Annotated in this window: 9 protein-coding genes; 6 read left to right on the top strand and 3 right to left on the bottom strand. The window is 59.6% G+C overall.

Annotated features, from left to right (window positions below; all coding sequences use genetic code 11):
• Positions 1 to 15 precede the first annotated feature (15 nt).
• From RMO51_RS17720 to gldN, 6 genes are all read left to right on the top strand, one after another.
• Positions 16 to 846 carry a uroporphyrinogen-III synthase gene (locus RMO51_RS17720; protein WP_310396864.1) on the top strand — a complete coding sequence of 277 codons (831 nt, stop codon included), beginning with the start codon at positions 16 to 18 and terminating at the stop codon, positions 844 to 846.
• Positions 847 to 995: 149 nt separating this feature from the next.
• A complete protein-coding gene (locus tag RMO51_RS17715) occupies positions 996 to 1,994 on the top strand; it encodes a PorP/SprF family type IX secretion system membrane protein (RefSeq protein WP_310396863.1) in 999 nt (332 codons plus the stop codon).
• Positions 1,995 to 2,242: 248 nt separating this feature from the next.
• Positions 2,243 to 3,259, top strand: a complete 1,017-nt coding sequence (locus tag RMO51_RS17710; RefSeq protein ID WP_310396861.1) for an SUMF1/EgtB/PvdO family nonheme iron enzyme — start codon at positions 2,243 to 2,245, stop codon at positions 3,257 to 3,259.
• 84 nt (positions 3,260 to 3,343) lie between these two features.
• Positions 3,344 to 4,147 (top strand): gliding motility protein GldL, encoded by an 804-nt coding sequence (gene gldL, locus RMO51_RS17705; protein WP_310396860.1) that lies wholly within the window; start codon positions 3,344 to 3,346, stop codon positions 4,145 to 4,147.
• 56 nt (positions 4,148 to 4,203) lie between these two features.
• Positions 4,204 to 5,784, top strand: a complete 1,581-nt coding sequence (gene gldM, locus RMO51_RS17700; RefSeq protein WP_310396858.1) for a gliding motility protein GldM — start codon at positions 4,204 to 4,206, stop codon at positions 5,782 to 5,784.
• Positions 5,785 to 5,843: 59 nt separating this feature from the next.
• The gene (gene gldN, locus RMO51_RS17695) at positions 5,844 to 6,812 is read left to right on the top strand and encodes a gliding motility protein GldN (protein ID WP_310396856.1); all 969 of its coding nucleotides are present in this window, start codon (positions 5,844 to 5,846) and stop codon (positions 6,810 to 6,812) included.
• A 65-nt stretch (positions 6,813 to 6,877) separates the two neighbouring features.
• On the opposite strand, the gene uvrC is transcribed toward gldN, so the two are convergent.
• From uvrC to RMO51_RS17680, 3 genes are all read right to left on the bottom strand, one after another.
• Positions 6,878 to 8,701, bottom strand: a complete 1,824-nt coding sequence (gene uvrC / locus RMO51_RS17690) for an excinuclease ABC subunit UvrC (RefSeq protein WP_310396855.1) — start codon at positions 8,699 to 8,701, stop codon at positions 6,878 to 6,880.
• A 250-nt stretch (positions 8,702 to 8,951) separates the two neighbouring features.
• Positions 8,952 to 11,291: a transglycosylase domain-containing protein gene (locus tag RMO51_RS17685; protein WP_310396853.1), complete on the bottom strand. Its 2,340-nt coding sequence runs from the start codon at positions 11,289 to 11,291 to the stop codon at positions 8,952 to 8,954.
• 114 nt (positions 11,292 to 11,405) lie between these two features.
• A complete protein-coding gene (locus tag RMO51_RS17680; protein WP_310396851.1) occupies positions 11,406 to 14,513 on the bottom strand; it encodes a hypothetical protein in 3,108 nt (1,035 codons plus the stop codon).
• Positions 14,514 to 14,674 lie beyond the last annotated feature (161 nt).

Genomic DNA, 14,674 nt, shown 5'->3' with positions numbered 1-14,674 from the left:
CCCCTTCCTTCCTGTATGGCCGAGAGTGCAGATAAGCCGGGCACAGGCCGGCATGCCAAGCGCATCAGTAGCATCCTGGTTACCCAGCCCAAGCCGACCAACGACGTCTCTCCTTACTTCGCCATCGCCGAAAAATACGGCATCAAGGTGGATTTTCGGGAGTTCATTGATGTGCAGCCCGTATCCTACAAGGACTTTAGGCGCGAAAAAATAAATATAGTAGAGTATACGGCGGTCATCTTTACCAGCCGAAACGCTGTCGACCACTTCTTCCGCATCTGTCAGGAAGCCAAGCTGGAGATGCCAGCCGAAATGAAGTACTTCTGCATTTCGGAGCAAACGGCCAATTACCTCCAGAAATACATCGTGTTGCGCAAGCGCAAACTTTTTGTTGGCGAGCGAACTGCGGCGGACCTGTTTGACGTTATCAAAAAGCACAAGGGGGAGAAATTTTTGTACCCCTGCTCTGATATTCGGAAGGACGACCTGCCGGTATTTATGCGGGCCAACAACCTCAAGTTTTCGGAGGCTGTTATCTACCGCACCGTGGCCAGCGACCTCTCCGATTTGTCGGATGTGAAATACGACTGCATTGCGTTTTTTAGCCCCTCGGGCATCAGCTCACTCTTCATCAACTTTCCCGATTTTGTGCAGGACGGCACCCGCATTGCTGCTTTTGGCCCCACCACCGCCAAGGCCGTTACCGACGCCAACCTGATTCTGGACATTGAAGCGCCGCACCCCAACGCACCGTCGATGACGGGCGCAATTGAAGCTTACATCCGCCACCACGCCCAGGCGGAAGTGAGCAAGGCCAGCGCCAAAAATGCCAAGCCCAACAGCTAGCGCCGCGGCTGTTTGAGGGTTCGAAAGCCGGTGCAACCCCCACGGCGCCGGGTTTTTTGGGTGAATTTTTTGGAGAGAGTTTTTGCCTTACATTTGGAAGCCGTTCTCCTTTTCGCCCCGCACTACCCGCCCTCTCCCCGCCCCGCCCCATGAAAGGAACGTTCCTTGCGACCCTGCTGCTCGTGGCTGCGGCGGGCTCGGCCGTTGCCCAGCAGCAACCCCAGTTCACTCATTACGGCTTAAATGCAATGTCTTTGAACCCGGCTTATGCCGGCATCAAGGGCCAGGGGGAAGTAAATCTCATCGGGCGCTATCAGTACTTGAATTACAACGGCAGCTACGATGGCAACGCGGGCTCCCCTCGCACGGGCCTCGTCACGGTTTCGCTGCCCATCTTGGCCATCAGCGGCGGAGTGGGCTTGGCCGTGTACTACGACCAAGCGGCTCAGGCCAAAATGACCAACGCAGCGCTTTCGTATTCGCAGCACATCAAGCTGGGGCCGGGCAAGCTGGGGCTGGGCATTCAAGGCATTTACACCTACTTGGGCAAAGGTACTTACATCGCCATCGACCCCAACGACTTGAACGTGCCGAAAGATGCTTCCGACAACAAGTTTGATATCGGCGCTGGGGTTTGGTACGAGGCCCCGAAGTTCTACGCGGGGTTGAGCCTCAACAATCTGGTCCGCTCCGAGTATTCGTTCAAGAGCGGCGGTACCGAGGGCACCCCAAGTCGGTACCTGGCCGAAAACCACGCCTACTTCACGGCGGGATATAATATTGACGCCACTGCTTCCGTTGTGGTCACGCCCATGGTGTTGGTCAAAACCGTTTTGCCAGGCGATTACTCCAGCAGAACTAAATTTGACAACCCGAAGAACTACTCTTTTGAAGGCGGCGTTCGTGCCACTATTGATGATAAATATTGGGCGGGCGTCAATTACCGACACGAAGAATCCTTCTCGGGATTACTCGGTTTGAGCATTTCCAAGGACAACGCCGTTCGCTTAGGCTACGCGTTTGACTTCATTGCTTTCGACCAAGCCGCGCGGGCCCTCAGCTCGCACGAAATCATGCTCTCCTACCGCTTGCCCAAGCCGGGCCTAGTTGTCCGGCCGGCAATTCGTACGCCGCGCTACAGCTTCTAATTTTCCTATTTTCTTATTCAGCCTATTGGGTCGCCTTGTTACCGTTAAGTTAGGATAAATTTTAGTCGGCCTCTTGAGCCTTTAAACGGATTAACCGAGTTATTTGCGCTATTCAGCGTGTTTATCCTGAATTTAGTCGCGTGCAGGGAAAGTGAGGTATTGCACAGCATCCCAAAAAAGTGTAGATTTGCCAGCCCATCTAAATGGATTTTAGCGGTATCGGCAATTAATCAGAATTTCTAACTCTCATGAACAAGCTTCTAGCAATATCCCTTTTCGCTATTTCCGGGGCATTATTAGGCGGGTGTGGCTTTGGCAAAGGCCCTCAGGGCGAATTGGTTGGCGCCAATGACCGCCCTATTTTTAACCCGCAGGAGGTTCCGTTGGGCATGGTGCCCTGCCCCGGCGGCACGTTTCATATGGGCCAGACCGACCAGGATATTTCCGCGTCGATGGTGAACATGAACAAGCAGGTGACTATCGCCGGCTTTTACATGGACGAGACGGAAATTACCAATAATGAATACCGCCAGTTCGTCGACGCCATCAAACAGGATTCCTTGGATGTGTTGGGAGAGGAATACGTGATGACGGAACTGTACCCGGACACCACGGTCTGGGTGCGGGACTTCACCTATCACATGGGCGACCCGCTGCTGGAGTACTACTACACCCACCCGGCCTTCGACGAATACCCCGTGGTGGGCGTTGACTGGTTTGCCGCCAAGTATTTCTGCAACTGGCGCACCAAGTTTCGGAACGCCGCCCGCGAAGAAACCGGCTACGCCAATGACCCGAACTTCCGCCTGCCCTCCGAGGCCGAGTGGGAGTACGCCGCCCGCGGTGGCCGCGACTTGGCTACTTATCCTTGGGGCGGCCCCTACTTGCGCAACAGCAAGGGGTGCATGCTGGCTAATTTCAAGCCCGGCCGGGGCGACTACGTTTCCGACGGATTCGCCTACACCTCCGAAGTGGGTTCTTTCTTCCCCAACGACTTCGGCCTGTATGACATGGCCGGCAACGTGTCGGAATGGTGCGACGACGCCTACATGGAAGCCTCGGTGCCCGTGGTGTGGGATTTGAACCCCACCAACCCCGACGACAATGAGCCGCGCAAAGTGGTGCGCGGCGGTTCGTGGAAAGATATTGCCTACTTCCTTGAAACCGGTAGCCGCAACTTTGAATACCAGGATTCGGCCCGTTCCTACATCGGCTTCCGGTGCTCGATGATTCAAATTGGCATGGGTTCCAACAGCTCCCTGTGATTAGCACACCAAACGGCTGACGCCATCTTTTCAACCACTTCCCCTTCAACACCTTCTTCAATCCCTTTCAACGGTTAAACTATCATGGCAGCTAACAGAAGTTTTCTCTACGACACACTGATGCCCAAAATCTACGGCCTTGGTGCGGCAGTAGTAATTATTGGTGCCCTATTCAAGATTGAGCACTGGGCTGGTGCGGATACGATGCTAATCATTGGTTTGGGTACCGAAGCTGTCATTTTTGCCCTTAGCGCCTTCCAGCCACAGTCACACGAGCCCGATTGGGCCCTGGTTTACCCGGAGCTGAACGAAGGCTATGACCCTTCAACCGGTAACAAGCTGCCCGATAACAACGCCAAAGGGTTGACGATGAAACTGGACGATATGCTGAAGAACGCCAACGTCACTCCCGAAGCCCTCACCAATTTGGGCCAGGGGTTGAACCGCCTCAGCACCACTACCTCGCAAATGTCGCAGTTGGGCGAAGCCGCTAACGTGACCGACGAGTACACCAAGAAGGTGCGCTCGGCCGCCGACTCGCTCGACAAAATCAACGTGGCCTACGGCAACACGGTGGAAGCCATTACGGCCATGTCGGGCGCTACCGCCGACGCCAAGGAATACCACATGCAGGTGCAGAACGTGACCAAAAACCTGGGCGCGTTGAACGCGGTGTACGAGATGGAATTGCAGGACGCCAACACGCACCTGAAGTCCATGAACCAGTTCTACGGCACCCTCAGCCACGCCATGGAGAACATGACCCAGGCTGGCAAGGACACCGAGCAGTTCCAGAAGCAGGTGGCCGACCTGACGGGCAACCTGACGTCGCTCAACCGGGTGTACGGCAACATGCTGAACGCCATGCGCGCTCCGGCCCAGGCCTAGCTGCCAGCGGGCAGCAAATCAGTTAGTTCTTCATCTACTTTTAGAGGAAACAGATAATGGCAGGCGGAAAAGAAACCCCGCGGCAGAAGATGATTGGCATGATGTACCTCGTGCTAACGGCTCTTCTGGCGCTCCAAGTGAACTCGGCCATTCTGCTGAAGTTCAAGTTTATCGACGACAGCCTTCTGGGCGTCAACGGCAAAACCTCGGCCGCGGCCGATGGCACGATTAAGGGCATTCAGGCGGCGGTGGTAAAAAACCAAAACCAAGCCCGCGACAAAGCCGTGCTGGTGCAGAGCGAGGAAATCCGCGCCAAGACGAAGGACATGATTACCTACCTGCGGGACATTCGGCAGCAATTGCTGAAGGCCACCGAGAACACCGGGCCGGAAATTGTGAACATGAGCGGCGAGGACAAAGTGGCCATCACCATGCTGGGCGGCAAGAAAAACGGCGTGGCTTACACGGGGCTCAAGCCCAAACTCAACGAGTACGCTGATTACATCAAACGGTACGTACCCGAAGCCGGCCAACTGGCGCTGGATGGTAAGGAGGACAAGCGGGTAACGGAAGTATCGCAAAAGACCAAAAACTTCGCGGAGCTGAACTTCGAGAACACCCCGGTGGTGGCGGCCTTGGCCACTATCTCGCAGAAAGAAACCGAAATCCTGGAATACGAAGCGGAAGCGTTGAAGAAGCAGGCTGAAAAAGTAGGCGCCAAGACGATTGTGTTCGACAAAATCGGGGCCTTCGCCAGCGCGGAATCTAACACGGTGGCAGCCGGGACCAAGTACAAAGCTGAACTGTTCCTGACGGCTTCGGCCACCAGCATCAGCCCGCGGATGACTCTGAACGGCTCGCCGCTGTCGGTGGGGCCGGATGGTCACGGCAAGATTGAGTTTACCGCTCGCCCGGGCAGCTTCGATGCTTCCGGCAACGCCAAAGCTTCCTGGAACGGCACCATTCGCTTCAACCAGAACGGCCGCGACACTACTTTCCAAGTGAAAGTGCCCTACACCATCACCAAGCCGGTGATGCAGATTCAGTCGGCTTCGGTGCAAGCGCTGTATTTCAAGTGCGGCAACAAGCTAAATGTGTCGGTACCCGCTTTGGGCGCGCAGTACAAGCCGGGCTTCTCCGCCTCAGGCGCTTCGGTGCTGCAAGGCGCTAAGCTGGGCGACGTGACATTGGTGCCCAACTCCAAAGAGGTAACGCTCAACGTGAGCAGCGGCGGCAATGCCATCGGCTCGCAGACTTTCCAGGTGCGCCCCATTCCCAAGCCGACGATTGAAGCCTTCGTAGGTGGCCGGCCAGTCAACGAAAAGCAGGGTACTCCCGGTACTGCCGTGCGCTCGATGACGCTGCGAGCCATTCCCGATGCGGGCTTTGCCACTTTCTTGCCGGACGATGCCCGCTACCGCGTGTCGCGCTACGAGGTGACGCTGGTGCGCGGCAAGCGCCCGGCTATCCCTACCAGGACCATCAATGGCCCGGAGGCTAACCTGAGCGACGTGGTGAACGCCTACCGCGAAGGTGACCGCCTGTACGTGGAAGTGAAGGAAGTGCAGCGCCAGAACTTTCAAGGCAACGTGGAGCCCGTTAACGTATCCAAGCAATTCAACGTGCCCCTGTTGTAATATCTGTGGCCCCGGCTACGTTAGCGAACTATCTTAAAATCAATTTGCTTTTGCCCGTTATGAAATCCATTCACACGTTGGCCGCAATCGCGGCAGGTTTGTCGCTGACGCTGACGGCGGCGGCTCAGGAGCAAGCCACCACGGCGAGCAGCACGGGCTCGCACCGGCCAATCCCGCCTTCCGACCAAATGTTTCGCAAGAGCATCTGGCGGCAGGTGGACCTGCGCGAGAAGCAGAACAAGCCAATGTTTTCGGAGGGCAAGGAAATTAGCCGTATTATCCTCGAAGCGGTGAAGCGCGGCGAACTGCAGGCTTATAAAAACGATTCGCTGACATCCACGTTCAACCCGCAGGAAGTAGCCGGCAATATGTCGTACGCCGACGAGAAGGTAGAACTGAGCGCCGACGAAAAGGCGGCAGGTTTCAGCGAAAAGGACTTGGGCGGTGGTAGCGACGATGGCTGGGGGGCGCCGGCTCCCAAAAAAGCGGCCGTGAAGAAGGTAGCCAAATTGGATGCTGCCGGCAAGCCGATGAAGGACAAAAAGGGTCGGACGATTATGGTGGCCGCGGCCGCTGCGCCCGTCGTAGCGCCGAAATCGCTGGCCAACGAGTACCGCTACAAGGACTTGTATGAGATGGAGATAAAAGAGGACATGATTTTCGACAAGAAACGGTCGAGAATGTACCACGACATCAAATCCATTCAGCTATTGGTGCCCTCGACGCTGGCTGCCAACATTTCGGGCATCGAGAAGCCTATCGGCACGTTCAAATACAGTGACCTGGTGAAGGTGTTTCGCAATAATCCGCAAAACGCCATCTGGTTCAACGCTGAGAACGACGCGCAGCACAAGAACCTGGCCGATGCTTTCGAGCTGTGGCTGTTCAACTCCTACATCACCAAAGTATCGAACGCGGGCGACAGCCGGTTGGACGACATCTACGGCGGGGCGCAGCAAGGCATTTTGGCCGCCCAGCAAACCGCGGCCGACCTAATTGAATACGAGTACAACCTGTGGAGCTTTTAACAGCCTGAGTTTTTTACACAAAAAAGCCACCGCATTGCTGCGGTGGCTTTTTTGTTGCCCGGAAATTACTGCGCGGGTTGGGGGTGGGACGGCGCCTCGTTCTGAGCAAAGTAGTTCTGCAAAACCCGGGCCTTGGCCTTGCCAACTTCGGCAATCAACTCGACCTCGGTGAGCTCCCGGATTTTCTTAACGGACTTGAACTTGTTGAGCAGCTTATCGGCCGTGACCGGGCCGAGGCCTTTCACATCGGTTAGCTCGGTTTTGAGGGTGCCGGCGTCGCGCCGCGAGCGGTGGAAGGTGATGCCGAAGCGGTGCACCTCGTCGCGCATCCGCTGGAAGAGGCGCAGGGATTCGCTCTTTTTGTCGATGTAGAGCGGCAGGGGGTCGTTGGGCACGTAGATTTCTTCGAGGCGCTTGGCGATGCCGATGACGGCCATCTGGCCCCACAGATTGAGGTCTTTCAGGGCCTTGACGGCCATGGTGAGCTGGCCCTTGCCGCCGTCGACGATGACGAGCTGGGGCAGGCTGGCGCCCTCGTCGACCAGGCGGCGGTAGCGGCGGTGCACCACTTCGTACATCGAGTCGAAGTCGTTGGGGCCGATGACGGTTTTGATGTGGTAGTGGCGGTAGTCCTTTTTGCTGGCCTTGGCGTTGCGGAAGCACACCATGGCCGCCACGGGGTTGTCGCCCTGAAAGTTGGAGTTGTCGAAGCACTCGATGTGCTTGGGCAGCTCGGTGAGGCGCAGGTCCTTCTTGATGGTTTCCATGATGCGTACCTCGTTAAGGTCCTTGCTGCGGTCGTTCATGCTTTCCTTCTCCTTGCGGGCGTAGAGCACGTTTTTCAAAGCCAGCTCCAGCAGCTTGCGCTTATCGCCGATTTGGGGCACCGCGACGGTGACGCCGGGCAAGGGCAGCTCCAGCGCTACGTTGGCGAGGATTTCGCGCGACTCGCTCTCGAATTCCTGCCGCAATTGCATCACGAGCGGGGCCAGGATTTCGGCGTCTTCCTCGTCCAGCTTCTTCTGCACTTCCAGGCTCTGGGTGAGGATGATGGAGCCGTTCATCACCTTGAGGTAGGTGATGAACGCCGATTTCTCGTTGCTGGCGATGGCGAAGACGTCGATGTTGGTGAGCGTGGCCGACACGATGGTGCTCTTCGTCTGAAAGGCCTCAATCTTGTCGAGCTTGACCTTGAACTGGTGGGCCAGCTCGTACTGCATGTCCTGGGCGGCGGCCGTCATCTGGTCGCGGAAGTACTGCTTGGGCACGCGCAGGTCGCCGTTGAGAATGTTGCGGATTTGCTGGATGTAGCCGCTGTACAGGGCTTCGTCCTCGTGATTCTCGCAAGGACCCTTGCAATTGCCGAGGTGGTATTCCAGGCACACCTTGAACTTGCCGGCCGCCACGTTGGCCGGGCTGAGGTTGAAGTTGCAGGTGCGGAGCGGATACAAGGCCCGGATGAGTTCCAACAGCACGTTCAAGGCGGTGCCGTTGGCGTAGGGGCCGTAGTAGCGCGAGCCGTCGTTCACCTTGTTGCGGGTGGGGATGAGGCGTGGGAACCGCTCGTTGGTGAGGCAGAGGTAGGGGTAGGTCTTGCCGTCCTTCAGCAGGATGTTGTACTTGGGCTGGTGCTGCTTGATGAGGTTGTTTTCGAGCAGAAACGCGTCGGATTCCGAATCCACGATGGTGAATTCGAGGCGCTTGATGTTGCGGACCAACTGCTGGGTTTTCTTGTTGTGGTCCTGCTTGGTGAAGTAGCTGCTCACTCGCTTGCGCAGGTCGATGGCCTTGCCCACGTAAATAATGCCCTCGTCGTCGAAGTACTTGTACACGCCGGGCTTGTGGGGCAGGGCAGAAATGAGGGCTTGTAGCTCGGGGTTGGCGGCCATAAATAATCGCAGATGGTGCCGAGGCCGCAGATGCGGACGGCGCGTTCAGACTTGTGTAACGAACAACAAAAAAAGGCCGCCGAAAGTGGCCAGCCGTGCGCTATGTCCGGGGGCAGCGGCGGTTCGTTCCCTCAACCGGTAGAGCAGGTAGCCGGGCTATTCGACCGGTCGGCACCAAGGGCACTTGCGCTTCGGCCAGGTCGCCTGCATCAGCGGCATCCGCATCATTTGCGCCGCCTGCGATTAGATGTTAGATGTCCTCGTCGTTCAGCGCATCGGCGTCGGGCACGTTCAGCTTTTGATCGTCGGGAATGGTATCGCGCTGGCCGCCGTAGTATTTCGAGCAGTCAATCTCAATGCTGAGCGGAGCGGCCGGCTTGGGGAAAGGGGCGGTGCTGATGCCAATGCTCTTGTCCTTGTATACCTTCTGCATGAACAGGCCGTAGAGCGGCAGTGCCAGGCGCGCGCCCTGGCCGTAGCCGCCGTTGCGAAAGTGAATGCTGCGGTCTTCGCCGCCTATCCACATGCCGCACACGAGGTCGGGGGTGATGCCCATGAACCAGGCGTCGGAGTAGTTGCTGGTGGTGCCGGTTTTGGCCCCGATTTCGTACGGAAACTTGAAGCCCGTGTGCAGGATGGTGCTGGTGCCGCCGGGCTCGGTGGTGCTGGCCTGTAGCATGTAGGTCATCAGGTAAGCGGTTTCTTCGCTGAGCACTTCCTTGGTTTGGGGCACGAATTCGCGCAGCACGTTGCCGTTCTTGTCCTCGATGCGCGTGACCATGACCGGCGACGTCCACACCCCCTTGTTCACGAACGTGGCGTAGGCGCCGCACAGCTCGAAAATGTTGCAGTCGGAAGCACCAAAGCCGATGGAGGGCACGGCATCAATCTCGGAGTTGATGCCGAGCCGCTTGGCGTAGCCCGCAATGGTTTCGGGCGTGAGCTTCATCACCAGCCAGGCCGTGATGGAGTTCATGGAGCGGGCCAGGGCCTGCCGCAAGGTGAACACGCGCCCCGAGAAGCCGCCCTCGAAGTTCTTGGGCGTGTAGGGCGCCCGGCCCGCCACGCCGGGAAAGGTGGTGGCCACGTCGGGCCGCGGGTAGCAGGGCGAATAGCCCTGGTCGATGGCGGCCGTGTACACGATGGGCTTGAAGGCCGAGCCCGGTTGGCGCTTGCCCTGACGCACGTGGTCGAACTTGAAAAACTTGTAGTTGGCCCCGCCCACCCAGGCCTTAATCTGGCCGTTGAGCGGGTTCATGGCCATGAAGCCGGCCTGCAGGTACCGCTTGTAGTAAGCCAGCGAGTCGAGCGGCGACATAAGCATTTCTTTCTCGCCCTGCCAGGTAAACACCGGCATCTTGTACTTCTTGCGCAGGTAGTAGTTCACCGAGTCGCGGTTGCCGTCGTAGATGTTCATCAGCGACTTGTAGCGCTGGGTGCGGCGCATGGAAATGTTCAGAAACTGGGGGATGACCTTGCCGTTCTCGTCGCGCCACGGCAGCTGGCCCTTCCAATGCTGGGTAAACCACTTCTGCTGCAAGGCCAAGTGCTCGGCTACTGATTTCTCGGCATAGACCTGCATCCGCGAGTCGACGGTGGTGTAAATTTTCAGGCCGTCGGAGTACAGGTCGTGGTCGGTTTCCCGGGCCCAAGTCAGCAGCGACTTCACCACCTCGGCCCGGAAGTAGGGCGCCAGGCCCTTGCTGGGGTTCTCCACCGAGTAGTGCAGCACAATGGCTTTCGCGGTGTCGCGGGCCAGCTCCGAGGCCGGCAGGTAGCCGTACTTGGTCATCTGGCGCAGCACCCAGTTGCGGCGCTTGCGCGAGCGGTCGGGGTGCAGCTTGGGGTTGAAGGCCGTGGGCCGGTTCACGATGCCGACCAGCGTGGCCGCCTCGGGCGTGGTCAGGTCCTTGGGCGCCTTGTTGAAGTAGGTTTTGGCCGCCACATTGATGCCGAAGGCATTCGAGCCGTACTCCACCGTGTTGAGGTACATGCGCAGGATTTCGCGCTTGGTGTAGTTGCGCTCCAGCCGGATGGCCAGAATCCACTCCTTGATTTTGATGATGAGCAGCCCCAGCTTGCCGTCGCCGTTCAGGCGGCCGTCGTTCAGGTCGGCTCGGGTGCGGAACAGCACCTTGGCCACCTGCTGGGTGAGGGTGGAGCCGCCGCCGCTGCGGTTGAAGGTGGCCACGCCCGCCACGCCCCGAAAAATGCTCTTCATGTCGATGCCCGAGTGCTGCTCGAAGCGCACGTCCTCGGTGGCAATCAGGGCGTCAATCAGGTTCTGGGGCAGGTCTTTGTAATCGACGGGCGTGCGGTTCTCGCGGAAGTACTTGCCCAGCAGCACCCCATCGGCCGAGTAGATTTCCGAAGCCAGCTCCGAGCGCGGGTTTTCCAGCGTCTTCAGGTTGGGCATGCGCCCAAACAGGTTCAGGAAATTGCCGCTCACGGCCAGCACCAGCAGGCCCGCGCCCACGATGCCCGCCCCAAACAAGAGCCACATGGTGCGCGCAAACGCCGTAAACCGCCCTTTGCGCACGGGCTTCGGGGGCGTCGGCTTGGAGCGGCGGGCAGGGGGGGAAGTGGGCATAGGAGGCAAAGACGAGTTAATGTAGCAAAAATAAAGCCTCCGGCGCGGGCCGAGGGCTTTGAAGTTTCTCGTTGCTCGTTTTTGTTATCAACCAGCAACCAGCGACGAGAAACCCTATTTGTACACCCGCTGGTAAAAGCTCAAATACCCGGCCAGGTCCCCCGTGGCTTGCAGCAGCGCCAGGTTCTCCAGGCTGATGACCACCGTCTGGTAGCCCGCCCCGCGCAGCCGTGCCAGCGGCGACTGCGGCCCCCGCAGTTTGGTGGCGTAGCTCTGGGCTACTTTGGCGCCGGGCAGGGCCCGCACCACCAGCAGGGTTTGGTCGGCCCCGAGGGCCGGGGTTTCTATCTGCAAGCTGTTGGCCCGGAAAAATCGGTTGTTGTACGTGCCCAGCTGCGTGGGTAAGTCTGCCGCCGCCGAGGCCGCTTTTGGAAACACCAGCACCACCGCATGGGCGCTGCTAAGCAGGGTGGTGTAGGCAGTGGCCGGGACCGTGGGTACGGCCGGAGCGGGGGCCGGGGCTGCGGCAGTCGCGGGCGCTGCCGTGCCACCGGGTGTTGCTGCGGGAAGGCTGGCGGGAGCAGGCAGACTGGCCGGTGGCATTGCGCCCGGGGCCGCCGGCGGCCCCGCTGCTCCCGCCACCGCGGTGGCGGGTTGTTTTTCTGCGGGTGCGGGCGAGGAAACGGCGCCTGTTGCGCTGCCGGCCGCGGGCGCGTTTGACTTAACCCCCGGCACCAGTTCGGGTGTCGGCGCGGCTTTGGGGGCCGGTGCGGCGGGGCTCAGCGCCTTGGCCGGGGTTTCGTCTTCGCGGTAGTAAATGCGCATCCGATTATCCACTTCACCGGGGCGGAAGAGCGACACGACGGGCTTCTCGGTCGAAGCCAGCGCGCCGGCTATCTGGCCCGACTCGCGCTTCTTGTACGAGTCGGCCAGCGCCTGGGCCTGGGGCACCAACGGACTTCCGGGGTAGTCCTTGTAAAACTTCTCGACCGAGGAGCGCGCCGTGAGCGGCGGCTGCGTGCGAATGACGAGCAGGGTTTTCAGGTAGGCCACCCGGTCGGTCAGGTCGCTTTTGGGGTACTGCTTTTCGGTGCGGGCCAGCACGGCCGTCGCCTTTCGGAATTCCTGGTTTTTGTAGTGCGTAAAAGCCGAGTCTACCCGGCTGGCCACGGCGTTGTGCAGGGCCAGCTCGTGCTCGCGGTACTGCGGGTCGGCAATCAGCTTGGCGTAGATGGACGTCGGAAACTCGCGCTGGAGCGCGGCGGCGTACTGCGCCGTTTTGGCGGCATCGGGCTTGTCCTTGTTGTAGAGGTACAGCAGGTAGTAGGCATCGGGTGCGTGGCTGCCGCGCACGTAGCGCGTCACCTGCTTCTCGTAGGTTTCAAAGCCCTTTTCGCGCTCCTTCAACTGCTCCTTGTAGATGCCGGCCAACTCGTAGAGCGCCGTTTCTACTTGCGCATCCGACGCCTGCAACTGCGCCGGGGTGAGGGGAATGTCTTTCCGAAACTGAGCTACCAGCGTGCGTTTTTCGGCGTCGGGGTCGGCCGCGGCGGCGGTGGCGGCCGAGTCGGCGCGGCCGCCATTCACGCGGGTGTTGTCGTTGCCGGTAACCGCCAGGGGCGCCCCGCCGTTGGGCGCGGTGTTGGGGGAGCTGCTGGCCTGGCGGTTGGTGCGCCAGTTGTCCTGCAGTGGCCGGTCGCTGAACTTGCGAATGAAGTCGGCCCGCGCCGTGCCCAGCGCCGCCGGGTTGTCGAAGTACCACTTGGCCCCGGTGCCCGCCGCCGTGGGGTCAAACGCCAGCAGGTCGGCCGCCGGCGCCAGGCCCGGCAAGGAGCTGGAAGACGGCCCCGGCAGCGAACTGGGGGCAGTATTGGCGGTGCGGCCGGCAATTTTGTCGGCGCGTTCCCGGGCCTTCTGCAACGCCGCGAGCCGGGCGGCTTCTTGCTTCTTCGCCACGATGGCCGCGTCGGCGTAAAGGTTGAGCCGCTCGTTCAGCGCTTCCTGGCTCAGCTTGGCCAGGGCTTGCAGGCTGTCCTGCGTTTCGATGACGGTGTACTGGTTGGCAAATTCTTTCAGGATTTCGCTGCGCTCCTTGATGGCGGCGTACGTTTTAGCTTCCGGCGCCAGGTTCTGCACCGTGCTGTCGTAGTAGGCCGCCGCGAGGCGGTATTTCTGCAGGTCGTCGTAGTAGATGCGGCCCGCCAGCAAATACGTGTAGCTTTTCTGCAATCGGTTGGTCGAGGTGGCCTTGATGGACTGCCGCAGCAGTTTCAGCGCCTCCGGGTAGTTCTTTTCGCGGTAGTTGAGCCGCGCCATTTCGTAATAAATCTTGTCGCGGTAGTCCTTGTTCTTGGGGTCTTTCTGCAGGCCCGCGAAGTTCTTGTTCAGCCGCGCCTGTTCCTCGGGCTTAAGGTCCGACACCTGCGCAAGCAGAAGCTTGGCCTGGAAGTCCAGCTCATACGGCGGGTTGTGGGCCAGCACCTGGTCGAGTTGCTCGTAGGCCTTCTTGTTCTCGCCCGCGTCCTGGTGCAGCTGCGCCAGAATGTAGCGCGTCCGCAACCGTTCGTTCTTGAATGCTATCAGCGGAATGGCCTTCTCCAGCTGCGGAATGGCTTTGGCCGGCTCATCGGTGCGAATGTAGTAGTCGGCCCGCGTCAGGAACAGCTGGCGGGCATCCTGCGGCAGGCCGGTTTCCTTGTCCAGCAGGTCCGACACCGCCTTGGCGCTCCCAAATTCGCCCTGGGCCACAAACGTCCGCATCAGGCCAATCAGCGCTTCGTGCTTGGCGTTGGCGTCCTTGCTGGTCGAGTTCACGTACTTGAACGTCAGGGCCGCGTCGTCGAACTGCATCTGGTAAAACCGCGCCCAGCCCACCAGCACGTAGGCGTCGTCGGTCCAGTCGGACCCCGGCCGGTGCTGAATCGGCATCGAGGCTTTCTTGATGATGTCGTTCAACTCGGCCCGACTGGCCCGCACGGTGGTGCTGTCCAGGGTCGGGAACAGCGGCAGGGTTTGGTTGTAGTCGTTGATGCGTCCCTCGTACAGCTTGTCTTCCAGCACCTGCAGCTTCTCGCGGGCCAAGAAGTAGGCGTTGTCCCGCGCCGCCACGTTGTTGAACGCGTGCGCCACCAGGTTTTTGTCGGAGGCGCAGCCCGCCGCGCCCAGCCCCAGCAAGAAGATGAGCAGCGCCGTCCAGCGGCAGGTCAGCGAATGTTGTGTCAAAGCCAAGGGAAAGAATAATTGCAGCCAACTGCTCCCGGAACGTGCGAGCGAACCCAAAATGTTCGCCCGGCCGCGCCTTCACCAGTTGGCTAACGTAGCCGGCGGGGTAAAATTACGTTTTTTCATTTCGGCCGGCCCGGCCCCGTACAAGGATGCCGGAG

This window comes from Hymenobacter sp. (assembly GCF_031398885.1).
GTDB lineage: Bacteria > Bacteroidota > Bacteroidia > Cytophagales > Hymenobacteraceae > Hymenobacter.
The sequence above is the reverse complement of the archived record's forward strand: the minus strand, read 5'-3'. Positions and strand labels throughout refer to the sequence as shown.

What these genes read in the sequence shown, in the direction of transcription:
- RMO51_RS17720 (WP_310396864.1), top strand. Translation starts at nt 16, where the DNA reads ATGGCCGAGAGTGCAGATAAGCCGGGCACAGGCCGGCATGCCAAGCGC.
- RMO51_RS17715 (WP_310396863.1), top strand. Translation starts at nt 996, where the DNA reads ATGAAAGGAACGTTCCTTGCGACCCTGCTGCTCGTGGCTGCGGCGGGC.
- RMO51_RS17710 (WP_310396861.1), top strand. Translation starts at nt 2,243, where the DNA reads ATGAACAAGCTTCTAGCAATATCCCTTTTCGCTATTTCCGGGGCATTA.
- gldL (WP_310396860.1), top strand. Translation starts at nt 3,344, where the DNA reads ATGGCAGCTAACAGAAGTTTTCTCTACGACACACTGATGCCCAAAATC.
- gldM (WP_310396858.1), top strand. Translation starts at nt 4,204, where the DNA reads ATGGCAGGCGGAAAAGAAACCCCGCGGCAGAAGATGATTGGCATGATG.
- gldN (WP_310396856.1), top strand. Translation starts at nt 5,844, where the DNA reads ATGAAATCCATTCACACGTTGGCCGCAATCGCGGCAGGTTTGTCGCTG.
- uvrC (WP_310396855.1), bottom strand. Translation starts at nt 8,701, where the DNA reads ATGGCCGCCAACCCCGAGCTACAAGCCCTCATTTCTGCCCTGCCCCAC.
- RMO51_RS17685 (WP_310396853.1), bottom strand. Translation starts at nt 11,291, where the DNA reads ATGCCCACTTCCCCCCCTGCCCGCCGCTCCAAGCCGACGCCCCCGAAG.